We start from the raw sequence: 25,956 nt of genomic DNA on the forward strand, positions 1-25,956 counted from the left end.
ACTTGTTTCCATCTGCTGAGAGACCACGACCCATGATCGGCAAGCTGAAAGGCACCATAGACGAGATCGGCGAAGACTATGTGCTCGTCGATGTACACGGCGTCTGCTACGTCGCCCATTGCTCGGCCCGTACCCTGTCGAAGCTTGGCTCGACTGGTGAGGCCTGCGTGCTGTTTATCGAAACCTATGTGCGCGAGGATCAGCTGAAGCTCTTCGGTTTCATGACCGCTCTGGAGCGGGAATGGTTCAACCTGCTCCAGAGCGTTCAGGGCGTCGGCGCCAAGGTGGCGCTCGCCGTGCTCTCGACGCTGACCCCAGGCGAACTTGCCAATGCGATCGCCCTGCAGGATCGCACCGCCGTCTCCCGTGCGCCGGGCGTCGGTCCCAAGGTGGCCATGCGCCTCGTCACCGAACTCAAGAACCGGGCGCCGGCCTTTGCCGGCGAAGCGATCAATATCGCCCTCAAGCAGGAACTCGGCGAAGGTGTTGCGGCAGCACCCGTCGCCGATGCGGTATCCGCGCTGACCAACCTCGGCTATTCCCGCGACCAGGCGGCGAACGCAATCGCCGCGGCAATGAAGACGGCGGGCGATGGCGCCGACAGCGCCAAACTGATCAGGCTGGGATTGAAGGAACTGGGGGCGCGGTGACCTCCTTGAATAGATCGCAATTCCTTACTAAACTTGATTGGTAAGGAGATCCGCATGAATATCTACTACGGTACGATGACATCGAAGGGCCAGACAACAATTCCGGCGGAAGTTCGTGAATTGCTGAATCTGAAGTCCGGCGACAGGATCCGCTACATCAACCGCGATGGCGAAATCATCATGAAAGCCAAGAACAAACGCGCCATCGACCTCGCAGGCAAGTTTCACGATGCGAATCGACCGACGATCACTTTGACGGAAATGGACGAGGCAATTGGCGAAGCCATCGCCGATCATGTGAATAGAGCAAGATGATTGGTCTCGACACCAATATCTTGCTGCGCTTCTTCCTGAAGGACGACGCTGTCCAGACAGAGAAGGTCACAGCGCTCTTTGCCAGCCTTTCCGAGACGGCACCGGGCTATATAAATTGCATCACGCTGATGGAATGCGTGTGGTTCTTGAGACAACGGATCAAGCTGAAAAGAGAACAGATCATGGAGGCGATTTCAGACTTGTTGGACTCGGCTGACCTGATCCTCGAAGATGAAAGAATAGTCGAGGAGACGCTCGCAATCATGGTGCGGACCAATGCAGAATTTGCAGATGTCTTCATCGCCCTTCGTAATCGTGATGCGGGCTGCGTGACAACCAGGACATTCGATGACCAAGCCGCAAAAACCATACCTGGAATGGAACTTTTGACATGAGCGACTCCGCCCGCCTGATATCGCCGGAAAAGCGGGGCGAAGACCTTGATATCACGTTGCGCCCGCAATCGCTGGACGAGTTCACCGGCCAGGCGGAAGCGCGCGCCAATCTCAAGGTCTTCATCGAGGCGGCGAAAAACCGTGGCGAAGCGCTGGACCATGTGCTCTTCGTCGGTCCGCCCGGCCTCGGCAAGACCACGCTGGCGCAGATCATGGCCAAAGAGCTCGGCGTCAACTTTCGCTCGACGTCGGGCCCGGTGATCGCCAAGGCCGGCGATCTCGCTGCCCTGCTCACCAATCTCGAGGAGCGTGATGTGCTCTTCATCGACGAGATCCATCGCCTTAACCCCGCCGTCGAGGAAATCCTCTATCCGGCCATGGAAGATTTCCAGCTCGATCTCATCATCGGGGAAGGCCCTGCCGCTCGCTCGGTGAAGATCGACCTGTCGAAATTCACCCTGGTGGCGGCCACCACCCGCCTCGGCCTGTTGACGACGCCGCTGCGCGACCGCTTTGGCATTCCGGTGCGCCTGAGCTTCTACACCGTCGAGGAGCTGGAACTGATCGTGCGCCGCGGCGCGCGGCTGATGAACCTGCCGATCACCGAAGAGGGCGCCCGCGAGATCGCAAGACGCGCCCGCGGCACCCCGCGCATCGCCGGCCGGCTGCTGCGGCGCGTGCGCGACTTTGCCGAGGTGGCAAGGGCGGAATCCGTCACTCGCGAGATCGCCGACGAGGCGCTGACCCGCCTGCTGGTCGATAATGTCGGCTTCGACCAGCTCGACAAACGTTACCTCAACATGATCGCGGTCAATTTCGGCGGCGGCCCGGTCGGGATCGAAACCATCGCCGCCGGACTTTCCGAGCCGCGCGACGCGATCGAGGACATCATCGAGCCCTATATGATCCAGCAGGGTTTCATTCAGCGCACGCCACGCGGCCGTGTTCTGACCGCAATCGCGTGGAAACATCTGGGAATGCAACCGCCCAAGGATATGGAGGCTGCGCAGTTCCGGCTGTTCCAGGAGGACAACTGAGTGATCACCCGCCGCGGATTTTTCAAGGTTCTCGGCGGCAGTGTCGCAGGCGTCATGTCGCTCGGTGGTTACGCCTTCGCCTATGAACCGCTCGCGCGGCTCGCCATCACCCGCTATCGGCTGACGCCGCCGGGATGGACCCCGGGGCTCAAGCTCCGCGTCGTTGCGCTCGCCGATCTCCATGCCTGCGAACCTTGGATGTCGGCAAGCCGCATTGCCGCGATCTGCCACAGGGCAAATGAACTCGAAGGCGACATCACCGTCCTGCTCGGCGATTATGCCGCCGGCATGAACATGGTGACACAGTACGTGCATTCGAGCCAATGGTCGAAGGCGCTCGCCACCTTGCAGGCCCCTCTCGGCGTCCATGCGGTCATGGGCAACCATGATTGGTGGGAGGACAGGACCGCCCAGAAGAACGGCGGGATGGAAACATTCGGACACCGAGCCCTCGCCGACGTCGGCATCCCGGTCTATGGCAACCGCGCTGTTCGGCTCGAAAAGGATGGCCGCGGCTTTTGGCTCGCAGGCCTCGAAGATCATCTGGCGCTGCTGCCCGGCAGGAAATGGGGCCGCACGCAGATGCTCGGCCTCGACGATCTCGAGGGAACGATGGCTCAGGTTACGGACGATGCACCGGTCATCCTGCTTGCCCATGAGCCCGATATCTTTCCGCGCGTGCCCGAGCGTGTCTCGCTGACGCTATCGGGCCACACGCATGGCGGACAGATCCGCCTCCTCGGCCGTTCGCCGATCGTTCCCTCGCGCTACGGCAACCGCTACGCCTATGGCCATATGATCGAGGAGGGGCGTAATATCATCGTTTCCGGTGGCCTCGGCTGCTCCATCGCACCGGTGCGCTTCGGCGTGCCGCCGGAAATTGTCGTCATCGATCTTGGATAAGAATGGCATGGCCAAGCGCACTCTCATCCGCCTGAATGCGGGCGCTGAGCGTTTCAACTATCGCATCGCCGGCCTCGGCTTTCGCGACGGCCACGTGCTCGTCCATCGCGCCGTGCATGAGCCCTTCTGGACCTTTCCAGGCGGCAGGGCGGAAATCGGCGAGACGTCGGAGGAAACGCTGAAACGGGAGATGGTGGAGGAACTGGGCGTTGAGGTGACCGTCCATCGCCTGCTGTGGATCGTCGAGAACTTTTTCCGCTACGAACAGCGCGACTGGCATGAACTCGGTCTCTATTACCTGATGGACCTCCCGCCGGAATTCCCCTTTTTGTCCGGCGAGATCATCCATCGGGTCGAGGACGGCGACAACTATCTCGAGTTCAAATGGGTGCCGGCAACGCGTGATTCCCTGTGCGCACTCGACATCCCGCCCTATTTCATTGCCGATGAAATCGAAACCCTTCCCGTTGCGCCACGTCATCTCGTCTGGCGGGACGGCGATCTCGACGGCAAAGACTGACGCAAGCAATTCAAGGTGTTATAGCGCCCTTTGCGCGCCTCAAAAGGTGGCGGTGCTGTCGCCAAAAAGCGTTTAAAGAGGAGATGCGCCGATGCCGACCTTCGATCCTGTCAGGCCATTCCGCAAACTTGCCTATAACAACGCCCTTGCCAACCGCCGCCTGCTTCAGGCCTGCACGACTTTGAAGCCTGGCGAATTCGAAGCGCCGCGCACCAGCTTCTTCCCTTCGATCAAGGAAACCTTGAACCATATCATCACGGTCGACTGGTTCTATATCGACGGCCTGGAAGGCGGCACGCTCGGGCTCAAGGCCTTCGAGGTCGACGAACCATTCGATGACGTTTCCTCGCTGGCAGCAGCGCAGGCGAAGGCCGATCAGCGCCTGACGGCGCTTTGCGAGGCCCTGACGCCGGAGAGGCTCACCTCGACCATCAGCCTCCATCGCGGCGACCGCATACAAGAGGAGCGGATGGAGGACGTGCTCGGCCACCTCTTCCAGCATCAGACCCATCATCGCGGACAGGTGCATGCGATGCTCTCCAGCACCAGCGTCGCTCCGCCGCAACTCGACGAATTCATCGTTGCCGACGATGCGCGGTTTCGTGGTACAGAACTCACCGCGCTCGGCTGGAGTGAAGAAACGCTAATGCATTAATTCTGCAGCCGTCTCTTCAGCCCGTCGATGATCGTCTTGGTCAGAAGGTCGTAATTCTCGTCGAAATGATGGTCGCCGGGCAGTTCGATGACCTCGGCGCCGCTATCCTTCAGCGCCGGACAGGCGACATCGTCATCGTCGTCCTTGCCGTAGATGCATTGCACGAGCTTCGGATCGATGTTCTTCAGATCGCCGACAGGATCGCCTCCCGCCCCTTCCGTCTTCTGGCCGAGCCAGCCGAGAACAGAGATGACGTAGTCGACTTGGTGCGAAAGCGACAGCAGCGACAATTGCGCCACCGCCGACTTTTCGGCTGGCTTGAGGAGCTGGTAGGTGGCGGGCACGACATCGGCGCCGAAGGAATAACCGACGAGCAGCACGTGCTTCACCTTCCACTGTTTGCGGTAGAAATCGATGATCTTCGAAAGATCGGCGGCAGTCTCCTCCGGCTTGCGCTCCGACCAGAAATAGTGGAGCGAATCGACGCCGACGACCGGAATACCTTCCTTCTGCAGCGTGCCGCCGACCTCCTTGTCGATGTCGCGCCAGCCGCCGTCGCCGGAATAGATTACCGCCATCGTGTCGAGGGCGGGCGTCGCCTCGAGCACCGCCAGCGGCAGGCCAAGCGGGTTGCCGAAGGCGCCGGAGGCGGTGACGAGATCGTCGAGCGTATCGGCAAACGCCGTCTGCGCATCGTCGGTGGAATCGCGGATCTCGATCTCGTCATGGGCCCTCTTCAGCGCCTCGGCATGCGCCCGGCCATCCTTGTTGGCATCAGGCGTGAAGACAGTAATGATCGGGTCCGGCAGGACGCCGTCGCTGAGGCCATAGACGGTGCGTTCGCCAACCACCTGCTTGGACGCCGGCGTGCAAAGCTCCTTGGCAAGCGGAATGCCGGCCTTCGGATCGACAGCAAGCGTCTGGCCAATCGTCGCATCCGGCGTCTGCGCGGCGATCGCCAGCGCTAAGGCCCCGCCCTCGCCAATGCCGGCGACGATCGGCAGATGATAGGCGCTGTTGCCGGTCGCGCGCTGCACCTGCTGGCTCAGCGACTCGATGTCCGAGACCATGTAGACGCAACCGTCGTTGAGGCTGACGTCGTATCGGCTGAGCGCCTGGATATAGGAGGGGAAGTCGACTCCGATGACGACGGCGCCTTCGGCAACCAGCCTGTCGGCTTCGGCCTTCTCATAGTCGCCCCAGCCAGCGGCATCGGATATCAGCATTACCGTACCCTTCACCTCCCCTTCCGGCAGGAAGATGTGCGGCGACGGGATGAGCCCGGCTTCGAAGCTCTGTGTGGTCTCTTCGGCGGCATCAGCCGGTGCGGCCGCGAGCATGCAGGCGCATGCCGTGGCAAGAAGGATTGTCCTGATCATTTTCTCACTACCCCTTTCAACCCGCCCCCGATCAGAAATGTCGCGTCCATCAACGCGATCATCGGATTGCCCCCTCCGGAGACCGCAAGATAGCGCGGTTGCCAGTGCGGATGAAACTTGGATTTGAATGCCCGAAGGCCTTTGAAGTTATAGAAGCGCTCGCCGTGTTCGAAGACGGTGCTGCCGATGCGGTCCCAGACGGGCGCCGCCTCGCGTTTCGACATGCCGGAGAGGGGAGCCATGCCGAGATTGAAGTGGGTGAAACCCTGGCCGCGCAGATATTCCATGATCTGCACGAAGAGAAAGTCCATCGAGCCTTTCGGCGCATCCGGCGAGAAGCGCATGAGATCGATCGTGCCCTCCTGTCTGGATTCGGTCACGAGGATATTGGCGAAGGCGACGATCCTGCCGTCCTTTTTCAGGATGCCGACAGGCTGCGAGGAGACATAATCGGAATCGAAGGCGCCGAGCGAGAAGCCCTTTTCCTTGGCATTGTGATGCTCGAGCCAAGCCGTCGAAACGGCGGCAAGGTCATCAATGACCGAAGACACGTCCTGCGGTTCGACGACGGAAAATTCCAACCCGTCGCGCTGGGCGCGGCTTGCCGTCTGGCGAAGGTTCGCCCATTTGCCGCCCTTCATCTCGAAGGTCCTGAGATCGGCCACCGCCAGTTCGCCGAGCTTGAAGGCGCGCAGGCCAGCATCGGCGCAATGCGACAGCAGCGCCGGCGATATCTGGTAGAACACGGCCCGGCAGCCGGCGGCGCGCGCCGCTTCGACGAAACGCCAGACGAGTTCCTGCACGGCGCGATGGTCGCCGACCGGATCAAACAGCGCGATCCAGGAGCGGCCCTGCCGGCCATACATGATGAAAGCGTCGCCGTTTTCCGAGAACATGATGCTCTTGTCGCCCATGCGCACCAGATTGGCGTCGGCATTGCCCTGCTTCATGACGATCTCGACGGCACGCGCCAGCGCCTCGTCCGTCGCCTGCTCAGGCCGGAAGCTTGCCGGCCGGAGCAGGCTGAAGACGGCGATCGCCGAGGAGATGATGGTGATGCCGAGAACGGCGCGTAAGCCCCGCGGCGCCTCGGCCGTGAATTCGAACTGCCACCAGAGCTGGTTGCTATATTCAACGTCGCGATAGACGAAGAGCAGGATGACGACGGCACCGACGACGATCACGGCGATCGCCATCAGCCAGGATGCCGTCAGCGCCTGGTTAAGCAGCGAGGCCTGGCGGGTAAAGAGCCGACGACTGACGAAGAGCCCGAAGATGAGGAAGGCAAGAAACGCGGCTTCGACGAGCGCGATCGCCTTCAACAGTGATAAAGTCAAGGCGGCAAGCGCCGAGAACACGGCCACCCACCAGGCGCCGTCGAGCCGCTGGCCGAGGCCGCGGGCGGCGACGACGAGTGCCAGCCCCAGCAGGCTGGAGAGGAAATGCGCCCCTTCGACCATCGGCAGCGGCAGATAGTTGGAGAGGAATTCGAGGTTCTGGTCCGGCGTCGGCGTGACGCTCGAAAACACCAGCATGACGCCGAGCAGCAGTGCGAGAGCCGACAGCAGCTGCGGCATCAGCCTTCCGCCGATGCGCCGCATGCTGGAGGCGGCCGGATGGTCGACGAAACGACGCAGCTCCGCCGCCGAGACCGCGAGCACCGCGATCAGCAGCGGCAGCACATGGTAGACCAGCCGGTAGAGCACCAGTGATCCGAGCACGGCATCGATGTTCACTGCGCTGCCGAGCGAGGCGATGATCACGGTCTCGAACACGCCGAGCCCGGCGGGAACATGGCTGAGCACGCCGAGACCGACGGCGATCGCATAGACGGCGAGGAAGACCGGCCAGCCGATGGCCGTCTGCGGCAGCAGCACATAGAGTACCGACGCCGAGGCGGCGATATCGAAGGCGGTGACGAGGAACTGCCGCGACCAGGTACGCGAATCCGGCAGGCGGATTGCCACAGGGCCAAGATCGAGCACGCGCCCGTCACGGCCGATGATCATCACCGCGCCCAAAATGGCGACGATCGAACCGGCGATCAGCCGCAGAAGGAAGGGGCTGACGCCGACGAGCGGGCCGATCTCGTCGGCGATGACGATGAGGGCGATTGCCGCGACGCCCGCAAGCCCCAATCCGAAGGACAGCGTGACGAAGGCGATGATGCGGCCGATATCCTCCGGCGAGAGCCCGAGGCGCGTATAGGCGCGGTAGCGGATCGCACCGCCAGAAAGGGCGCCGAAACCGGCGGTATTGCCGACGGCATAGGCGCTGAACGCCGTCAGCGCGACATGCGGAAAGGGCAGCTTCTTGCCGATATATTCGATGGCGTTGAGATCGTAGAAGATCAGTGCGAGGAAACTGAGCGCCGTGAAGAACAACGCAAGCAGGATCGAGCTCGGCCTGGTGGCGGCGAGCGCACCGACGACGTCGTCATAGCGCACCTCGTTGGTGAGCTGCATAATCGCGTAACCGACGAGGCAGAAAACCACCAGTGATGCGGCCGCCAGCAGCGGCGTTCTGTACCGTCTGAATAGCCCGCCAAAGGAAAACCCGTCCGTTTCTTCAATCTCTTCCAAATTGCCGTGCCCCGACATTCTCGTACCCTGCTGCAACTGCCAGCTTGGCGGGAATCATTTCAGATGACGTAACATGAAAGGCATATAAGCTCCTATGAAGCCATGCCGCCGCTACCCCAGCCCCGCCGCCTGCGCCTCAATCATCCTCAATTGGGGCGAATTTGCGCAGGCGGGCGGCGCAGCACATTGCATTTTCGTAAGCTTCGGCAGAGCCTTGCGCTCGATGGAGAGTTGAGACGCGGGAGAAAGGTTCGATATGCAGGATGGTTCGGCCTTCGTGATGCTTGCTCTCGGCCGCCTGCTGCTCGGCGGCCTCTATGTCGCTGGCGGCGTTCAACATTTTTTCGTCATCGTGCCGCTGACCGAGGCGATCGAAGCCCGCGGCGTTCCTTTTGCGAAATGGGTGCTGGTCTTGGGCAGCGTGTTCCAGATTGTCGCCGGCATCCTGCTGATGCTCGGCCTGTTCGTCGCGGCAGCGGCATTCGGTCTCATCGTCTTCACGCTGGCGGCCACCGTCATGCTGCTGAATTTCTGGGACATGCAGGCAACGGCGCGTGACAGCGCCATCAATACGTGGAAAACCAACATGGCGATCATCGGAGGCCTGCTGATCGCAGCCGCCGGCGCAATGTGAAGCGGTTCATGCGGCCGGCTCGCTGCTCGCCCGCGCATGCGCGGCGTAGCGCGCGACGGCAGCATCCACCTCCGCGTCGCGATCGCCCGCCACCTGCACCGTCGGCACGGCGAATTCGATACCGTTTTCCTGGAAGGCATTGCGGATCATCGCCAGCGCATTGCGGCGGATGACGAATTGCTCGCCGGGCTTCGTCATCATCGACAGCCGGATTTCGATCGCGAATTCGCCGAACTGCTCGACACCCTTCATCTTCAGCGTCTCGATGATATGAGGGCCGAATTCCGGATTTTCGAGCAGCGTCTGGCCGATCTGCTTGATCACCTTCTTCGCCTTGACGAGATCGGTGTCGTATTTGACGTTGAGGCTGATCTTGTCGATCGTCCAGTCGCGATTGAGGTTCTTCACCGCCCCGAGTTCGCCGAACGGCACCGTCGTCAGCGGCCCGCGATGATGCCTGAGCTTCACCGAGCGCAAGCTGAACGCCTCGACCACACCCTTGTGGCTGCCGCTTTCGATATATTCGCCGATGCGGAAGGCATCGTCCCAGAGATAGAACATACCGCTGATGACGTCTTTGACGATCGTCTGCGCGCCGAAACCGACCGCGACGCCGACAACACCGGCGCCGGCGATCAGCGGCCCGATCTCGATACCGAGGCCGGAGAGCACCATCAGAACGGCAATGACGGCGATCACCACGGCGAGAATATTGCGGAAGATCGGCAGCAGCGTCTGTATCCGCGCGCGTTTGGCCTTTTCCTCATCCGTTGTCCCGCCATCCACGGATGAATCGAGCAGCTTGCCGTCGATATAGGCCTTGATGACGTGCCAGAGCAGATCGGCGGCAAGCAAGATGACGATGCCGCCGATCACGCCGCGCGCGATCTTGTCGACCATCGTTTCGCCGGCGGCCATCGTGTCGGCGCCGACGCCGAGCATATGCCCGAGCCAGATGGCGGCAACAGCAATGATCAGCGCCCGCACGCCGCGGTCGAGCAGCACGGCTGCAATACGGCGTGTGGCAAGGAAGCTCGCTTCGGTCTGCTGCAGCGATTTTACCGCAATCGTCGAGACGGCAAGCACGCGCGGCAGCAACAGCACGTAAATGCCGAGCCAGAGCAGCCAGTTGAAGCCTGCGACCCAGAGGCTCCAGAGCAAGAGGAAATAGACGGTGAGCGCCCAGGAGGTCCCGTGACCACGCTTCTCGTCCTTGTGCGGCCGCGACCAGACCGCCTCGATCGCGATCAGCAGCAGGCCGATGCCCAGGATATAGCCAACGAGGATCCGCACGCTCGCAGAATAGCCGAGCGGCTCCATCGACTGGATCACCGCCCATCCAAAAATGAAATAGATGACGAAGGTCGCACAGCGCCGATACCAGAAGAATGCAACCGCGCGCGCCGGCATGATTGCCGCGGTGATCTCCTCCCGTTCTTCCTCGGCTCGCGCCAGCCCGATGAGATCGACCAGCACGCCTCCGAGGCAAATCGTGAAGCGCTGGACTACGAGCGCGACAACGCAAACGATCGCGATGCTCTGGCTGACCGGCGGCCAGCTGACGCTGAGAAGAGCAAGCGCCGTCGCCATCGCGAAGATCAGCGCCGGGATGACGCGCGGGGCGAGATGCATGCCCGCCATCTGCGCCGCCTGGCGGCGGCGGCGAAAGGCATAGCGGGCAATGCGCTCGACGATTGTGCCGAGCAGGAAAATCGCCAGAAACTGCGCCACCATGCGCGGCCAGCCGGCGGCGGCGATCTCGCCGAAGAACAGCGAAGAAGCATGGCCGACCTGCGAGGGCAGCGTCATCGCCGCATCGGAGACCATCGAGACGTGCCGGCGGGCATGCTGGAGCAGACCTGAGAGCACCGACATCTGGTCGCCAGCCGCCGCATCGCTCGCGGGCGCCATCTGCGTCGACATCCATTGCTTGACCTGAGGCGTCTGCATCAGCTCCATCATCTGACGCACTTCGGCCGGCGGGGCGGCCGCGGTCGGCACTTGCGCTGGCGGCGTCTGGGAAAAGCCAGGCGAAACCGCCGAAAAAAGCGCAAGCAATACCAGCATGCCGAATATGACGGCCTTCAAGCTTCCTGCCATGCCACGCTCCATGACCGCCTCCAATGAAATGTCGGTCGCTTGTAGAAGGCAGCGCTGACATTTTGCAATGGATACTCGCGACCGCTGCCGCCAGCAAGCAGTAGGGAAACCATACCGATGGCTAGCAAAGGCAAACCTCGCCGCCTCCTCGAAACGAAGCACTGCGCTCGCTATTTCAGGATGACGGCTTTGTCGGAACGGTGAGTGAAGTCGCTTGCCTTCAGGATTTCGGGACCGGCTTTTCCACGTGACCGCCGAAGCCCGCGCGCATCGCCGACAGCACCTTGTTGGCGAATTCGTCATTGTCGCGCGAGGAGAAGCGACCGTAGAGCGCAGCGCTCAGCACCGGCGTCGGCACGCTTTCGTCGATTGCCGCCATGATCGTCCAGCGGCCTTCGCCGCTGTCCGAGACGCGGCCGGCATATTTCGAAAGTGCGGGATCGGCATGCAGCGCATCGGCCGTGAGATCGAGCAGCCAGGAGGTGATGACGCTGCCGCGGCGCCAGACTTCGGCGACATCCTGCAGGTTGAAATCATACTGGAAATGTTCCGGATGGGCGAGCGGCGCGGTTTCCGCATCGGCCTCGTGCGAGGCGGCGCCGATATTGGCATGTTTCAGAATATTGATACCTTCGGCATAGGCGGCCATCAGGCCATATTCGATGCCGTTATGCACCATCTTGACGAAATGACCGGCGCCATGCGGGCCGCAATGCAGGTAACCCTGCTCGGCGGTGCTGGCCGCAGCCGCTTCGGCGCTCCGGTTCGGCGAAGCTTCGGTCTTGCCGACGCCGGGCGCCAGCGTCGCGAAGATCGGGGAAAGGTGTTCGACGATGCCCTTCTCGCCGCCGATCATCAGGCAATAACCGCGCTCGAGGCCGAAGACGCCGCCGCTGGTGCCGACATCGACATAATGGATGCCCTTGGTAATGAGGTCGGCGCCGCGACGAATGTCGTCATGGTAATAAGAGTTTCCGCCATCAATGACGATATCGCCATTCTCAAGCAGCGGCACCAGGCTCGCCAGCACCTTGTCGACGATCGCCGCCGGCAGCATCAGCCAGATCGCGCGCGGATGGGCGAGCTTCGAGACGAACTCCGCGAGCGAGGCACTGCCGGTCGCACCGAGGCCCGCAAGCTCGGCAACGCTTTCCGGCCTGGCGTCGTAGACGACGCATTCGTGACCGCCTCGCATCAAGCGCTGGACCATATAATTGCCCATGCGGCCCAAACCAACCATGCCAAGCTGCATAATGAATCTCCTGGAAACCGAAATGAAGTATCGAATCCGGAAATTAGCACCCGCAGTGTGACAGGCAAGCAAAGTCTCGGTGATATCGGCGAATGCGACGATTGCGCCGCCGATCGTCTTGATGCCGACTCACTCGTTCAAACATCAGGCGCGCTGGCCGGCTCACCCTTCATCTCGCTGAGGAACATGCCCTCGCGCAGATTGATGCCGTATTCGACGAAGGCCTTCATGCAGCAGAGCATCTGCGTCCAGCCTTCGCAGTTGAGATAGGTGCCGCGCCGGCCGGCATCGTCTTCACGCCAGCCGGTCTCGGCGATAGTCACCAGCGTGCCGCCGTCTTCCAGCGGCTTGAAGTTCATCTCTACCAGCGTCTTGTAGGTCGTCTTGTCTTCGCCGGTGCCGCCATCCCAGCGCAGCACGATGCGGCTTTCCGGCACCAGTTCGACGACCTCGACCGGCGCATCCTTCCACCAGGTCACCGTCGTGCCCTTCACGAGCGGTGCGCTCGCTCCGCCGATCGTGGTGAAATAGCTGCTGAGCTTCTTCGGGTTGACGACGGCATCGAACACCTCTGCAACGGGGCGGCCGACACGGCCGGAAATGCGGATTGCGAGAGACATGACACTTCTCCTCTTCTCCAGTGTGTCTGTTCCATTGTCCTCGGCGCCATTATGTTATAAAAATATAACATGTCAAGCGAATCAACCGACGATCCCGTTTTCAAGGCGCTGGCGCATCATCGCCGCCGCGAAATTCTCGATCTGCTCAAGGATGGCCCCCAAACCACAGGGACCCTTTGCGAGATGTTTCCGCAGATGGATCGCTGCACGGTGATGCAGCATCTGAAGGTGCTGGAAGAGGCTGACCTGGTCATCGCCAGGAAGGAAGGCCGCGAGCGCTGGAACCACCTGAACAGCCTGCCGATCAAACACATCTATGACCGCTGGATCAGCACCTATGCCGGCCATTCCCTGTCGATTCTCGACCGGCTGAAAGGCGACCTCGAGGGCCAGCCCGAATAATGATCCAGTCGCCCAACAGCTTGCTTGCCGGCCAGCCGAAGCCTTATGCTGGCCAAAACGGCACGGGATCAGGCAGATGACGATATCGGGCGCCGGCATACGCCGCATGCGGCTGCTGCGCAGCATGAAGCAGGAACATCTTGCCGAACTCCTCCGCGTCAACCAGGCGACGGTCTCACGCTGGGAGCGCGATCAGCTCGCCCTGTCGGCCGAACAGGCGGCCAAGCTGGAACGGATTTTCAGCTCACCGCAACATGCAGCAGTCGATGCGGCGCTGAAGCGGCTGGTCGAGGATTCCGTCCGGCCGGTGCATCTGATCTGCGACCGCACCCACCGGCTGCTCTCCGCCTCTCGCCCGCGGCAGGCGGAGTGGCGGGTGCCGCTCGGCGCCTTTCTCGGCCGCTCCATATTCTCTTATGCATCCGCCGAAATCGCCGCCGCCGAGCAGTCGCTGGAGGAGCGCGGCTGGCATGAGGGCAGGCTCTCGTCGTTGACCCTCGATACCGGCGCCAACGGCAATGCGCTGCTGCCAATCGCCGCCGGCCGTGTGACCTGGGAACGGATCATGCTTTCCGACGGTAGCGCCGGCCGCCTCGTCACGACCATCGGCTGAGCCTCAAGCTTTCCTGCATTCCCCTGCATAATTTATGCGTTGTCCGGAAACGCCAGTCTTTATAGCGTCCGCGGCCGAGCGGTCAGGAGACGATGTGATGACGATACTGGTAACGGGAAGTGCCGGCCATCTCGGCGAGGCGCTGATGCGAACCTTGAGGGCGGAAAGCCGGTGGGTGCGCGGCATCGATATCAAGCCCTCGGCTTTTACCGACATGGTCGGCTCGATCAGTGATCGCGCCTTCGTCCGCCAGGCGATGTCTGGCATCAGCCACGTCATCCATGCCGCGACGCTGCACAAACCGCATGTGGCAACCCACGACAATCGCGATTTCCTCGACACCAATATCGCCGGCACCCTTAACCTGCTCGAAGAAGCAGTGGCCGCCGCAGGCGTTGCAAGCTTCGTCTTCACCAGCACCACCAGTACCTTCGGCGCAGCATTGACTCCTGCTGCCGGCGAACCGGCGGCATGGGTGACCGAGGACGTGCTTCCCGTCGCGAAAAACATCTACGGCGTGACGAAACTCGCTGCCGAAGGTCTATGCGAACTCTTCGCCCGCAAATCCGGTCTGCCGGTGGTCATTCTCAGGACTTCGCGTTTCTTTCCCGAAAACGACGACGATCCTGACATTCGCAACGGCTATTCGGCTGAAAACGCCCAGGCCAACGAGCTTCTTCACCGCCGCGTCGATATCACCGACGTGGTCGGCGCTCATCTGCAGGCGCTCGAAAAGGCGCCGGCAATCGGCTTTGGCCGCTACATCATCTCCGCCACGACGCCGTTTTCGGCAAGGGATCTTGCCGAGATCAGGCGCGACGCGCCTCCCGTCGTCGAACGACTGCTCCCGGGTGCAGCTTCTCTCTACGCATCACGGGGTTGGAAAATGTTTCCTTCGCTCGACCGTGTCTATGTCAACGAACGCGCAAGGCGGGAACTCGGCTGGCAGCCGCGATATGATTTCCGTTTCGTGCTCGATTGCCTGCGCGACAACAGGGAGTGGCGAAGCCCCTTGGCGTTGGATGTCGGCTCCAAAGGCTACCACGACGAGGTCTTTGCCGAGGGGCCTTACCCGGTCGGATAGAGCAGCGAGCTGAAATGCGAATATGCAAAAGCCTCACACCTTTTGGCATGGGCTTTTCACTGAAAAGCGTCATCCAGATATCATGATCCCGTCATAGACCGTCTGCCGGGGATATGGGGCGACGAAATCCAGGGCGTGTTGTGCCATCGGGAAATCGAATCCAGGCCGGGGGTGTCATTTGAAGCGGTGTCCAGCCTGCGGGCGGAAGCCGTTTCGAGAGCGCTTTTGACCGAGAGGGTATTTGCATGAAGAATGTCAGACCTTACACAGCGCGGCTGTTCGCCGCGGTTCTCGCGGCATCCGCCGCCGTGCCAGTCGTCGCAGTGGCCGAGAATTCCGCCACCGTCGGCGGCCTCACCTTCGTCAACAAGGGCCTGGTGGGCATCGGCCGCATTCCGGCCAACCAGCGTGACAAATTCGGCGAGACCTTCGGTTCCGGCTCGGGCATGGCGGTCGATCCCGCCGCCTGGAGCCGCGACGGCGCCGGGTACAAGGGCACGCTCTACCTGTTGCCCGACCGCGGTTACAACGCCGTCGGCACCGTCGACTATCGTCCTCGCCTGAACACCATCTCGATCGGGCTGACGCCGACCGCTCCGCGTGCAGCACCCGAGGCCGGCAAGGAACAGTCGGGCGTCGACGCAAAGCTCGTCGATTCCACACTCTTCGTCGACGACAAGGGCGGCGACATGACCGGCCTCGACCCGGAATCCGGCGTCCGCCCCGCTGCCGGCAATTTTCCCGCGCTACCGCAGGCGACGAACGGCAAGATCGCGCTCGACAATGAAGCCATCATCCGCATGGCCGACGGCAGCATGTTCGTCAGCGACGAATACGGGCCTTATATTTACCGCTTCTCGGCCGACGGCCACCTGCTCTCCGCCACCCAGCCGCCGAAGGCGCTTTTGCCGATGCGCAAGGGCGCGCTGAGCTTTGCCTCCAACAATCCCGGTCCCGGCGCCTCCGCTCCGGACCCGAAAGATCCGGAGACCGGCCGCCAGAACAACCAGGGTCTCGAAGGCATGGCGATAACGCCTGATGGTAAGTTCATCATCGCTGTGCTGCAATCGGCTGCCCGCCAGGACGGCGGCGATTCCGGCTCGACCCGCCAGAATACCCGCGCGCTGATCTATGACGCCGCCGATCCCGATCACCTGAAACTGGTGCACGAATATGTCGTGCCGCTGCCGGTCTTCAAGGATGCCAAGGACAAGACGACGATCGCCGCCGAGAGCGAAATCATTGCTCTTTCCGACAAGACCTTCCTGATGCTCGCCCGTGACAGCGGCAACGGCCAGGGCCTGAAGGGCGACACCTCGCTCTACCGCAAGGTCGACATCGTCGACGTTTCCGCCGCGACCGACATCGCCGGCAGCGATTTCGATGACGGCAAGCCGATCGCGCCGAAGGGCGTCGTCGATCCCTCGCTGACACAGGCGACGCTGACACCCTTCATCGACCTCAACGACAAGGCCGATCTCGCCCGCTTCGGCTTGCACAACGGCGCGCCGAACGACAAGAACAATCTGTCGGAAAAGTGGGAAGCCATGGGTCTTGCGAGCGTTCTCGACCCGAACCTGCCGGACGACTACTTCCTGTTCGTCGCCAATGACAACGACTTCTTGACGCAGGATGGTTTCCAGGTGGGTGCCGCCTACAAGTCAGACGGCGGTGCCGACGTCGACACCATGTTCCAGGTCTTCCAGGTCACCCTTCCAGGCCTGAAGAAGTAACGGACGCACTGAAGAAGGGCGGACGCGCAAACCACGTTCGCCCGCCATATCCGGCGTCTTCGCTGAAAATGGAAGGAAAGGGTGCGATCCACGACCACCGATGGATGTTTACGATCCTGGGTGCCTACAAACGTAGGTGGGCGCCGTGTGTCCAGGCCCACGGGCCTGGCCAGGGACAGCTCCCTTTGGATCGAGTATGGCCCCAGGGATTGTGGTTCCTGTCGAGAGGCGCAGACCGCATGCCGATATATAAGGTCGTTTGTGCTGGCGCGCCAGTGGCGACGGAAGGCGGCCCCTATTTAATTGAGATCAATTGAGTTCGGGGGCCGACCGGCCGTTCAGCTTGTCGGTGATGCCGCGGATGCGGCTCGACACTTCACTGAGCGCTGCGGCAAGATTTTCCTCGGTCCGGGCGGTGGCTGCAAGCACCGTATCGCGATTGCCGCGCAGCGTCTCGAGCTCGGATTCCAATCCGGCAACGCGGCGCGTCAGCTCGGCAATCTCGTCCGTGATCATGATGCCGGCCATGACGGTGATCCTGAGATCGCCGATTTCCCCGAACTGATCCTTGAGATGGCCGACATAGCGGTCGAAGCGGGTGGCGAGATCGGTCAGGTGATCCTCCTGCCCTTCCTCGCAGGCCATGCGATAGGCTTTGCCGTCGATCGTTACCGTCACCTGCGCCATGCCAAACTCTTTCTATAAGAGCATGATGCCGAAAAGTGTGAGCGGTTTTCGGACGACATCATGCTCTAACTCTTTAAATTAGAACAGGATTCAGATTTTGGGCCTGGCCTAAAATCATCCTGTTCTAGCGATCCAGAACTGCGCGGATCGTTTCCATGGCCGTCACCAGCCGCCGCGATACCTCGCGATTGACCTCTTCCAGCCGGTTGGCGCGGAATTCGGCCTGGTCGAGCTCCTGCGCCAGTCGCGAACGGTCGGCGTGCACACGCCGTACCTCGCCCTCGATCTCGCCCTGCTCGCGCTGCCGCTCGACGCGCATGTCGACGGCGTTTTCGAGGCTCGATATCGCCTGTCTCAATTCGTTGAGCGCTGCTTCCATGGTTTTGCCTGTGGGCATCATGTCTTTCCGATTCCCGCGCAGGATCCGCGAATCGGCACGCCGCGCCGATCCTGCGATTTCAAAAGGATATGCAGCTCGCCGACGGCCCGTCAATAAATCCTGTCACTTGCCCACCGGCCTATCCTGTGGATGAGCGTTTTACATAGGCTCGCCACATCAGATTCGTCATTTGTACAATCGTGCGATCAAATGTCAAAAATCGCTGCTGCGCGCCCGGATTTGGCCTGCCATTTATTGACTTGCCCGTCCCAACTGCTATGTCTCTGCCGCTTTCACTCGATGGTCTTGGAGGCTCGAGGCCATCCCCCGACACCCGGAACTTGCGGAAAAGCCATGACCTCTCCCGAACAACACGACCGGATGGCGAATGCGATCCGTTTTCTCGCCATGGACGCCGTCGAAAAGGCGAACTCCGGCCACCCGGGCATGCCGATGGGCATGGCCGACGTGGCAACGGTCCTGTTCACCAAATATCTGAAGTTCGATCCGAAGAAGCCGCACTGGCCAAACCGCGACCGCTTCGTGCTGTCGGCCGGCCATGGCTCGATGCTGCTCTATTCGGTGCTGTATCTGACCGGCTATCCTGACATGACGATCGAGGATCTGAAGCAGTTCCGTCAGCTCGGCTCGAAGACCGCCGGCCATCCGGAATACGGTCACGCCACCGGCATCGAAACGACGACCGGTCCGCTCGGCCAGGGCATTGCCAATTCCGTCGGCATGGCGATTGCCGAACGCAAGCTGCGCGAGGAGTTCGGCTCCGATCTCCAGGATCACTATACCTATGCGATCTGCGGCGACGGCTGCCTGATGGAGGGCATCAGCCACGAAGCCATCGCGCTCGCCGGCCACCTGAAGCTCAACAAGCTCGTTCTGTTCTGGGATAACAACTCGATCACCATCGACGGCGCCGTTTCGCTGTCGGATTCCACCGACCAGATCGCCCGCTTCAAGGCGGTACATTGGAACACGATCGAGATCGACGGTCACGATCAGGCCGCTATCTCCGGCGCGATCGAAGCTGCCCATAAGTCCGACCGCCCGACCTTCATCGCCTGCAAGACGATCATCGGCTTCGGCGCTCCGAACAAGCAGGGCACCCACAAGGTCCACGGCAACCCGCTCGGCGCCGAAGAAATTGCGGCCACCCGCAAGGCGCTGAACTGGGAAGCCGAAGCCTTCGTCATCCCGTCTGATGTTCTCGACAGCTGGCGTGCAGCCGGCGCCCGCTCCCTTGACCTCGTCAAGTCCTGGGAAGACGGTCTCGCCAAGGCTCCGGCCAGGGCAGAGTTCACCCGCCGCATGGCAGGCGATCTGCCGGAAGGTTTCGACGCCGCGATCAGCGCATATAAGAAGAAGCTCGCCGAGACCAAGCCGACGGTTGCGACCCGCAAGGCTTCGGAAGATGCGCTCGAGGTCATCAACGGCTTCCTGCCGGAAACGCTCGGCGGCTCCGCCGACCTGACGCCGTCGAACAACACCAAGACCAGCCAGATGCATTCGATCACGCCGACGGATTTCGCCGGTCGTTACATGCATTGGGGCATCCGCGAGCATGGCATGGCGTCTGCCATGAACGGCATTGCGCTGCATGGCGGCCTCATCCCCTATAGCGGCGGCTTCCTGATCTTCTCGGATTATTGCCGCCCGCCGATCCGCCTTGCTTCGCTGATGGGCATCCGCGTCATTCACGTCCTGACGCATGACTCGATCGGTGTCGGCGAAGACGGCCCGACGCACCAGCCCGTCGAACAGCTCGCCGGTCTGCGCGCCATCCCGAACCTGATGGTCTTCCGTCCGGCCGACGCCACGGAAACAGCGGAATGCTGGCAGATCGCCATCAAGACGCACAACCGTCCTTCGGGCCTTGCTCTGACGCGTCAGAACCTGCTCGCAGCCCGCACCGAATACAGCGAAAAGAACCTCTGCGAACAGGGTGCTTACACGCTGGCCGGCAATGCCGACGCCAAAGTGACGATCTTCGCCTCCGGCTCCGAAGTCGAAATCGCCGTTGCTGCCCGTACGGCACTCGAAGCCAAGGGCGTCACCGTCCGCGTCGTATCGGTTCCCTGCACGGAACTGTTCTTCGAGCAGCCGGAAGCCTATCGCAGGGAAATCCTCGGCAACTCGCCGGTCAAGATCGCCGTCGAAGCCGCCGTTCGCGAAGGCTGGGATGCGTTCATCGGACCGGAAGGCACCTTCATCGGCATGAAGAGCTTCGGCGCTTCCGGCCCGGTCAAGGAAGTCTACAAGCATTTCGGCATTACCGCCGACGCCGTCGTTGCGGCCGCGGAAGCAAAGCTTTAATGAGGGCGCCTTGAGGCGCTCTCCATCTCCTCAATTCCAGGCCCTCACTATCGGGCCCTACTCTATCGGGAGTGAATGAACATGACAGTCAAGGTTGCCATCAACGGTTTCGGCCGCATCGGCCGCAACGTCCTTCGCGCCATCGTCGAATCCGGCCGCACCGACATCGAAGTCGTCGCCATCAACGATCTCGGCCCGGTTGAAACCAACGCCCACCTGCTGCGCTACGACTCGATTCACGGCCGCTTCCCGGCAACGGTGAAGGTCGAGGGTGACTCGATCATCGTCGGCAACGGCAAGCCGATCAAGGTCACGGCGATCAAGGATCCGGCAACGCTGCCGCACCGCGAACTCGGCGTCGACATCGCGATGGAATGCACCGGCATCTTCACCGCCCGCGACAAGGCTGCCGCCCACCTGACGGCTGGCGCCAAGCGCGTCATCGTTTCGGCGCCTGCCGATGGTGCCGACCTGACGGTCGTCTTCGGCGTCAACCATGATCAGCTCACCAAGGAGCACTTGGTCATCTCCAACGCGTCCTGCACCACCAACTGCCTGGTGCCGGTTGTGAAGGTTCTCGACGACGCCGTCGGCATTGACCACGGCTTCATGACGACCATCCACTCCTACACCGGCGACCAGCCGACGCTCGACACGATGCACAAGGACCTGTATCGCGCCCGCGCGGCCGCCCTCTCGATGATCCCGACCTCGACGGGTGCAGCCAAGGCAGTCGGCCTCGTTCTGCCGCATCTGAAAGGCAAGCTCGACGGCACCTCGATCCGAGTTCCGACCCCGAACGTTTCGGTCGTCGACTTCAAGTTCGTCTCCAAGAAGGCGACCACCGTTGGCGAAATCAATGAAGCCATCATGGCTGCTGCCAACGGCAAGCTGAAGGGCATCCTCGGCTACACCGACGAGCCGCTTGTCTCCCGTGACTTCAACCACGACAGCCACTCGTCGATCCTCGCAACCGATCAGACCAAGGTCATGGAAGGCAACTTCGTGCGCGTCCTGTCCTGGTACGACAACGAGTGGGGCTTCTCCAGCCGCATGTCCGACACCGCAGTCGCTTTCGCCAAGCTCATCTGAGCGCACTTGAGGCATCGAGATGTAAGCGGCCCGGGAAACCGGGCCGCTTTTTGTTGCCGCGCCTCCAAACGAAACCGGCCTTCCCGCACTGGCATCTTTTCGCCCATTGCCCGGATGAGATCTGTTAGAATACGTCACCCTGGACATTCCAAAATGCCCAGGTTCCTCACGTCGCATCGGCCACCGGCCAGGTGCGGAACGCCAATACCGTGCGGTAGCACTGTCGCCCGCATGAAAATGAGAGAGATGGATGGATTATTTTACCGTTGAAATCGCCGGCCGCGCCGTTGCCAGTTTTCGCTCGGAAAATCACGAGGAAGCGACGCATTTCTTCGAGGCGGAAGACTTTCGCGACGATCTGACCGTCCTGGAATCCGAAGGCAAGCCTCTTTGGGACCGCAAAGCGGCCCTGAGCCTGCGCAAGGCGACCACCGAGGAAGCAAGCGAAGTCGAGCACGCCTATGAATTCGACGATGATCCCGAACGGACCATCGAGGACGAGTTCGTCGTGTTCCTGGTCCCGGTCGCGGATCTGACCGACGAGGGCGAGGACACAGAAGACTGACCGACGATCCGCATCTTTTTCGGGTTCGAATTCGATAGGCGTCCCTGCGCGAAAAACCTCGTCGACGAATTCCGGCCCGCAAGGATGGATCATGGGTTGGCAATCCGCTGGCCAAGCGTGTTAGATTGAGCAAATGCGCAGCACTGCACAATGGCTAAAGTGAGCCAAGTGGAGTTGATAAATGGCAGAGACACAAAAACGCTTGTCCCACACCACCCTCAAACGGCGGCAACGGTTTCACCCCAAGCGGGACGTCAGACCTGCCGTGTTGGCAAAGGCTAATCGTCTGGTCATCTGGGTCGCCGCGTTCATTGGCCTCTCGTTTCTCGCCATCGTCATACTTCAGGCAGTGTTAGGATAGCAGCGCAAGAGCCGGCCGCTTCTGGCACAAGACTGCAGCCGGCTGCTCTCGCTGGGCGGCCGGCATGTCCACCCGATATCGAAATCTCTCAGCGCTCATTTTCCCCTCTCCGCATCCGCGCGTGCAATCCAGGCTTCCCGTCATTGGACAAGGCAAACGGGCCGGGTGAAACGAGGAGCGGGTCTTATTCTGTTGCCATTCGCAGATACCGGCAGGAAAAATCCATGCCTGTCTTTTTTGCCCTGCTCTCGCCTGATTTTCCTATACATTCCTTATAGAGAATTTCTCCCGTAGCATTCCGTGTCGGTTGGCCGTCCGGCAGCCGTTCAGCAGCATGAAGCAGCATCGCGACGAGGTTAAGCCGCAAGGCCTACCCTTCTCTGACGTTTTGCCGTTTACTGACGGATCGCCGCGCGTGACGGAGGGGTTGAATAAAGGCGGATCGGCCGGGGCGGCTGTGTTCGCGAAGCAGTCGATGGAAAGGAGTGGGCATGGAAGCGTTCTATATCGTGGTGCTGGTTTCGACGGCGCTCGTGCTTCTTGCCGCTTTTTCGAGCCTGCTCGCCTTCCGCTTCGGCGCTCCCCTGCTGCTGCTCTTCCTGATGATCGGCCTTGCTGCCGGCGTCGATGGCCTCGGCATCGAGTTCAGCAACAATTATCTCGCCTATATTCTCGGCTCCATCGCGCTGGCCGTCATCCTCTTCGACTCCGGCTTCGGCACGCCGATGCAGGCCTTCCGGCTGGCGGCCGTGCCCTCTCTGGCGCTCGCCTCGGTCGGCGTGCTGATCACCGCCTCGCTCTTTGCCTTCGCCGCCATGTGGCTTTTGAATTTCACCTGGCTGGAAGGACTGCTGCTCGGCTCGATCGTCGCGTCGACGGATGCCGCCGCCGTCTTCTTCCTGCTGCGCATCGGCGGCATCAACATCCGCGACAAGGTGCGCTCGACGCTGGAAGTTGAATCCGGCACCAACGACCCGATGGCGATCTTCCTCACGATCGCCCTCGTCGAGGTGCTGGCGAGCGGCGAGCGTTATGCCGGCATCAATATCGGCATGCTCGCCATGTTCGTGCAGCAGATGGGCCTCGGCGTCATTCTCGGCTTGCTCGGCGGCATGATGATCGTGCTGATCGTCAGTAAGCTCGATACCGATCGCGGCCTGACGCCGATTTTCGTGCTGGCGCTCGCTCTTCTCGTCTTCTCCTTCACCGGCGCGGTTGGCGGCAGCGGCTTCCTCGCCGTCTATGTCGCCGGCATCTACGCCGGAAACCGCAAGATGCAGGCGATCGGCACCATCAAGCGCTTCCAGGACGGCATGACCTGGCTGGCGCAGATCATCATGTTCCTGGTTCTCGGCCTTCTCGCCACGCCGTCGCAATTCCCTGTCATCATCGTGCCGGCCATCCTGCTCGCCCTCTTCCTGATCTTCATCGCCCGGCCGTTGGCGATCTGGCTGTCGCTGCTTCCCTTCGATTATACGCAGCAGGAAATCGGCTTCGTTGCCTGGGTCGGCCTACGCGGCGCCGTCTCCATCCTGCTTGCCATCATGCCGATCCTCGGCGGGCTTGAGAACGGCCAGATCTATTTCAACACCGCCTTCATCATCGTGCTGGTCTCGCTGCTCCTCCAGGGCTGGACGATCAAACCCGTCGCCAAGAAGCTCGGGCTGATCATTCCGCCGCGCATCGGCGCCGTCGACAAGGTCGAGGTCGACCTGCCGGGCGCGGCCAACCACGAACTGCTCTCCTACCGCGTCATCAAGGATAGCCCGGTGCTGCGCGGCGAGCGCATTCCGCGCTGGGCGACCCCCTCGCTCGTCATCCGCGACGGCAAGTCGATGCGCTATCAATATGCCGGGCGGCTGCGCGAGCACGATCTCGTCTACCTCTTCATCGTACCGAGCTATTCCCGCCTGCTCGACCGGCTCTTCGCCAGCCGGGCGCCTGTCGATGACGACGATGCCGAATTCTTCGGGGCCTTCGCGCTCTCTCCCGCCCGCCCCGCCGCCGATCTCGACGCCGCCTATGGCCCCGGCCTGCTCAACGAATCCGAAAAGGGCCTGACGATCGCCGAATTGATGCGGCAGCGCCTCGGCGGCAAGGCCGATTATGCCGACCGCGTCCGCCTCGGCTCGATCATCCTGATCGTCCGCGATCTCGACGAGCACGATCACATCACCTCCGTCGGCATGTCGCTCGAAGCAGTCGAACCGGCAATTACGCTGCCGATCTTCCTCAATCTCAAGGACATCACCCAGCGCATCCGCGACCGGCTGAACGGACGCCGGAACCGGGACACCACAGCCTCCGAAAGCACGTCGAAACCGCCGGCCGGACGCGACGAAGGCACACACGAAAACGGCCGCTGAACGCCTTGCGTCTCGAATGATCCTTGCTATGTTCGGCGCAACTTTCGCCAACCACGACAGGATCCTCCCCATGCCTTCTTTCAAGACCCTCGACGATCTTTCCGACATCCGCGGCAAGCGCGTTCTCGTCCGCGTCGACCTCAACGTCCCGGTGAAAGACGGCAAGGTCACCGATGTGACGCGCATCGAGCGTGTGGCGCCGACGATCCTCGAATTGTCCGAAAAGGGTGCCAAGGTGATCCTGCTGGCCCATTTTGGCCGGCCGAAGGATGGCCCTTCGCCGGATCTGTCGCTGTCGCTGATTGCCCCTTCCGTCGAGGAAGTGCTTGATCATGCCGTGCTGACGGCCCCCGACTGCATCGGCGAAGCCGCCGCCTCCGCCGTTGCCGCGATGAATGACGGCGATATCCTGCTTCTGGAAAACACCCGCTTCCACAAGGGCGAGGAAAAGAACGACGCAGACTTCACCAAGGCGCTTGCCGCCAATGGCGACATCTATGTCAACGACGCCTTTTCGGCCGCCCACCGCGCCCATGCCTCGACCGAGGGTCTTGCCCACCACCTGCCGGCCTATGCCGGCCGCACCATGCAGGCCGAGCTGGAAGCGCTGGAGAAGGGCCTCGGTGATCCCGCTCGCCCTGTCGTCGCGATCGTCGGCGGCGCCAAGGTCTCCACCAAGATCGACCTGTTGATGAACCTAGTGAAGAAGGTCGATGCGCTCGTCATCGGCGGCGGCATGGCCAATACCTTCATCGCCGCCCGCGGCACCAATGTTGGCAAGTCGCTCTGCGAACATGATCTCGCCGAAACCGCCAAACAGATCATGATCGAGGCCGCGACCGCCGGCTGCGCCATCATCCTGCCGGAGGATGGCGTGATTGCCCGCGAGTTCAAGGCGGGTGCCGCCAACGAGACGGTCGATATCAACGCCATTCCCGCCGATGCCATGGTGCTCGATGTCGGCCCGAAATCCGTCGAGGCCATCAACGCCTGGATCGAACGCGCCGCAACCCTGGTCTGGAACGGCCCGCTCGGCGCCTTCGAGATCGAACCCTTCGATGCCGCAACGGTCGCTGCTGCGAAATACGCCGCTGGGCGCACGGCAGCCGGCAAGCTCACCTCCGTTGCCGGCGGTGGCGACACCGTCTCGGCGCTCAACCATGCCGGCGTTGCCGACGATTTCACCTATGTTTCGACCGCCGGCGGCGCCTTCCTCGAATGGATGGAAGGCAAAGAGCTTCCCGGCGTCGCGGTCCTCAACGCTGCAAGGTAATCCGCAAGACTGATTTCGCAGATTTTACATG

The 25,956-nt window shown here is 61.7% G+C and carries 25 protein-coding genes and 1 other RNA gene; 18 read left to right on the top strand and 8 right to left on the bottom strand.

Translation table 11 applies throughout. The features are described from left to right. Window positions 1–32 precede the first annotated feature (32 nt). The 7 genes from ruvA to G9X67_RS32705 all read left to right on the top strand — a co-directional run bounded on the left by ruvA (window position 33) and on the right by G9X67_RS32705 (window position 4,475). Window positions 33–650 (top strand): Holliday junction branch migration protein RuvA, encoded by a 618-nt coding sequence (ruvA, locus tag G9X67_RS32675; RefSeq protein ID WP_138333457.1) that lies wholly within the window; start codon window positions 33–35, stop codon window positions 648–650. A 54-nt stretch (window positions 651–704) separates the two neighbouring features. After that, the gene (locus tag G9X67_RS32680; RefSeq protein WP_138333455.1) at window positions 705–965 is read left to right on the top strand and encodes a type II toxin-antitoxin system PrlF family antitoxin; all 261 of its coding nucleotides are present in this window, start codon (window positions 705–707) and stop codon (window positions 963–965) included. Beyond that, window positions 962–1,360, top strand: a complete 399-nt coding sequence (locus G9X67_RS32685; RefSeq protein WP_168315343.1) for a type II toxin-antitoxin system VapC family toxin — start codon at window positions 962–964, stop codon at window positions 1,358–1,360. Before G9X67_RS32680 ends, G9X67_RS32685 begins: the two co-directional genes overlap by 4 nt. After that, the gene (gene ruvB, locus G9X67_RS32690; RefSeq protein ID WP_138333452.1) at window positions 1,357–2,397 is read left to right on the top strand and encodes a Holliday junction branch migration DNA helicase RuvB; all 1,041 of its coding nucleotides are present in this window, start codon (window positions 1,357–1,359) and stop codon (window positions 2,395–2,397) included. Before G9X67_RS32685 ends, ruvB begins: the two co-directional genes overlap by 4 nt. Further along, window positions 2,398–3,300, top strand: a complete 903-nt coding sequence (locus G9X67_RS32695; RefSeq protein WP_171600618.1) for a metallophosphoesterase — start codon at window positions 2,398–2,400, stop codon at window positions 3,298–3,300. 7 nt (window positions 3,301–3,307) lie between these two features. Then, a complete protein-coding gene (locus G9X67_RS32700) occupies window positions 3,308–3,820 on the top strand; it encodes an NUDIX hydrolase (RefSeq protein ID WP_171600619.1) in 513 nt (170 codons plus the stop codon). A gap of 91 nt (window positions 3,821–3,911) precedes the next feature. Further along, window positions 3,912–4,475 carry a DinB family protein gene (locus G9X67_RS32705; RefSeq protein WP_171600620.1) on the top strand — a complete coding sequence of 188 codons (564 nt, stop codon included), beginning with the start codon at window positions 3,912–3,914 and terminating at the stop codon, window positions 4,473–4,475. Here G9X67_RS32705 and G9X67_RS32710 read toward each other — a convergent pair. Continuing rightward, a complete protein-coding gene (locus tag G9X67_RS32710) occupies window positions 4,472–5,854 on the bottom strand; it encodes a virulence factor family protein (protein ID WP_171600621.1) in 1,383 nt (460 codons plus the stop codon). The genes G9X67_RS32705 and G9X67_RS32710 overlap by 4 nt on opposite strands. Continuing rightward, complete coding sequence (mprF, locus tag G9X67_RS32715; RefSeq protein ID WP_138390929.1) at window positions 5,851–8,454, bottom strand: bifunctional lysylphosphatidylglycerol flippase/synthetase MprF; 2,604 nt, start codon at window positions 8,452–8,454, stop codon at window positions 5,851–5,853. Before mprF ends, G9X67_RS32710 begins: the two co-directional genes overlap by 4 nt. Before the next feature lie 238 nt (window positions 8,455–8,692). Between mprF and G9X67_RS32720 the strand changes: the two genes are divergently transcribed. Beyond that, on the top strand, window positions 8,693–9,070 hold the full coding sequence (locus G9X67_RS32720; protein ID WP_138390930.1) for a DoxX family protein: 378 nt from the start codon (window positions 8,693–8,695) through the stop codon (window positions 9,068–9,070). Between the two features lie 6 nt (window positions 9,071–9,076). On the opposite strand, the gene G9X67_RS32725 is transcribed toward G9X67_RS32720, so the two are convergent. The 3 genes from G9X67_RS32725 to G9X67_RS32735 all read right to left on the bottom strand — a co-directional run bounded on the left by G9X67_RS32725 (window position 9,077) and on the right by G9X67_RS32735 (window position 13,042). After that, window positions 9,077–11,182, bottom strand: coding sequence for a mechanosensitive ion channel family protein (locus G9X67_RS32725; RefSeq protein WP_171600622.1), 2,106 nt, complete (start codon window positions 11,180–11,182; stop codon window positions 9,077–9,079). Window positions 11,183–11,390: 208 nt separating this feature from the next. Beyond that, a complete protein-coding gene (gnd, locus tag G9X67_RS32730; protein WP_138333438.1) occupies window positions 11,391–12,422 on the bottom strand; it encodes a phosphogluconate dehydrogenase (NAD(+)-dependent, decarboxylating) in 1,032 nt (343 codons plus the stop codon). A gap of 137 nt (window positions 12,423–12,559) precedes the next feature. Further along, window positions 12,560–13,042, bottom strand: coding sequence for an SRPBCC domain-containing protein (locus G9X67_RS32735; protein WP_138333436.1), 483 nt, complete (start codon window positions 13,040–13,042; stop codon window positions 12,560–12,562). A 69-nt stretch (window positions 13,043–13,111) separates the two neighbouring features. Between G9X67_RS32735 and G9X67_RS32740 the strand changes: the two genes are divergently transcribed. The 4 genes from G9X67_RS32740 to G9X67_RS32755 all read left to right on the top strand — a co-directional run bounded on the left by G9X67_RS32740 (window position 13,112) and on the right by G9X67_RS32755 (window position 16,874). Further along, the gene (locus G9X67_RS32740) at window positions 13,112–13,444 is read left to right on the top strand and encodes a metalloregulator ArsR/SmtB family transcription factor (RefSeq protein ID WP_138333434.1); all 333 of its coding nucleotides are present in this window, start codon (window positions 13,112–13,114) and stop codon (window positions 13,442–13,444) included. Between the two features lie 76 nt (window positions 13,445–13,520). Continuing rightward, window positions 13,521–14,057 carry a helix-turn-helix transcriptional regulator gene (locus tag G9X67_RS32745; protein ID WP_138333433.1) on the top strand — a complete coding sequence of 179 codons (537 nt, stop codon included), beginning with the start codon at window positions 13,521–13,523 and terminating at the stop codon, window positions 14,055–14,057. A 97-nt stretch (window positions 14,058–14,154) separates the two neighbouring features. Further along, window positions 14,155–15,141, top strand: a complete 987-nt coding sequence (locus G9X67_RS32750; RefSeq protein ID WP_138333432.1) for an NAD(P)-dependent oxidoreductase — start codon at window positions 14,155–14,157, stop codon at window positions 15,139–15,141. Window positions 15,142–15,386: 245 nt separating this feature from the next. Then, window positions 15,387–16,874: an esterase-like activity of phytase family protein gene (locus tag G9X67_RS32755; protein WP_138333430.1), complete on the top strand. Its 1,488-nt coding sequence runs from the start codon at window positions 15,387–15,389 to the stop codon at window positions 16,872–16,874. An 81-nt stretch (window positions 16,875–16,955) separates the two neighbouring features. On the opposite strand, the gene ssrS is transcribed toward G9X67_RS32755, so the two are convergent. The 3 genes from ssrS to G9X67_RS32770 form a co-directional block, all read right to left on the bottom strand. Further along, a non-coding RNA gene (ssrS, locus tag G9X67_RS32760) (6S RNA) lies at window positions 16,956–17,114 on the bottom strand. A gap of 69 nt (window positions 17,115–17,183) precedes the next feature. Next, on the bottom strand, window positions 17,184–17,561 hold the full coding sequence (locus G9X67_RS32765) for a cell division protein ZapA (RefSeq protein ID WP_003542783.1): 378 nt from the start codon (window positions 17,559–17,561) through the stop codon (window positions 17,184–17,186). A gap of 124 nt (window positions 17,562–17,685) precedes the next feature. After that, window positions 17,686–17,961: a DUF4164 domain-containing protein gene (locus G9X67_RS32770; protein ID WP_012758879.1), complete on the bottom strand. Its 276-nt coding sequence runs from the start codon at window positions 17,959–17,961 to the stop codon at window positions 17,686–17,688. A 333-nt stretch (window positions 17,962–18,294) separates the two neighbouring features. On the opposite strand from G9X67_RS32770, the gene tkt reads away from it, so the two are divergent. From tkt to G9X67_RS32800, 6 genes are all read left to right on the top strand, one after another. Beyond that, window positions 18,295–20,268 (top strand): transketolase, encoded by a 1,974-nt coding sequence (gene tkt, locus G9X67_RS32775; RefSeq protein ID WP_171600623.1) that lies wholly within the window; start codon window positions 18,295–18,297, stop codon window positions 20,266–20,268. An 81-nt stretch (window positions 20,269–20,349) separates the two neighbouring features. Beyond that, complete coding sequence (gene gap, locus G9X67_RS32780) at window positions 20,350–21,360, top strand: type I glyceraldehyde-3-phosphate dehydrogenase (protein WP_171600624.1); 1,011 nt, start codon at window positions 20,350–20,352, stop codon at window positions 21,358–21,360. 250 nt (window positions 21,361–21,610) lie between these two features. Then, complete coding sequence (locus G9X67_RS32785; RefSeq protein WP_003552580.1) at window positions 21,611–21,925, top strand: hypothetical protein; 315 nt, start codon at window positions 21,611–21,613, stop codon at window positions 21,923–21,925. Between the two features lie 181 nt (window positions 21,926–22,106). Then, window positions 22,107–22,286, top strand: coding sequence for a hypothetical protein (locus tag G9X67_RS32790; RefSeq protein ID WP_138333424.1), 180 nt, complete (start codon window positions 22,107–22,109; stop codon window positions 22,284–22,286). Window positions 22,287–22,777: 491 nt separating this feature from the next. Further along, on the top strand, window positions 22,778–24,652 hold the full coding sequence (locus tag G9X67_RS32795; protein ID WP_138333422.1) for a potassium/proton antiporter: 1,875 nt from the start codon (window positions 22,778–22,780) through the stop codon (window positions 24,650–24,652). Between the two features lie 70 nt (window positions 24,653–24,722). After that, entirely contained in the window at window positions 24,723–25,925 is a 1,203-nt protein-coding gene (locus G9X67_RS32800) for a phosphoglycerate kinase (RefSeq protein ID WP_171600625.1), read from the top strand. Window positions 25,926–25,956 lie beyond the last annotated feature (31 nt).

It is taken from the genome of Rhizobium sp. WYCCWR 11152, from assembly GCF_013087615.1.
Lineage (GTDB): Bacteria > Pseudomonadota > Alphaproteobacteria > Rhizobiales > Rhizobiaceae > Rhizobium > Rhizobium indicum.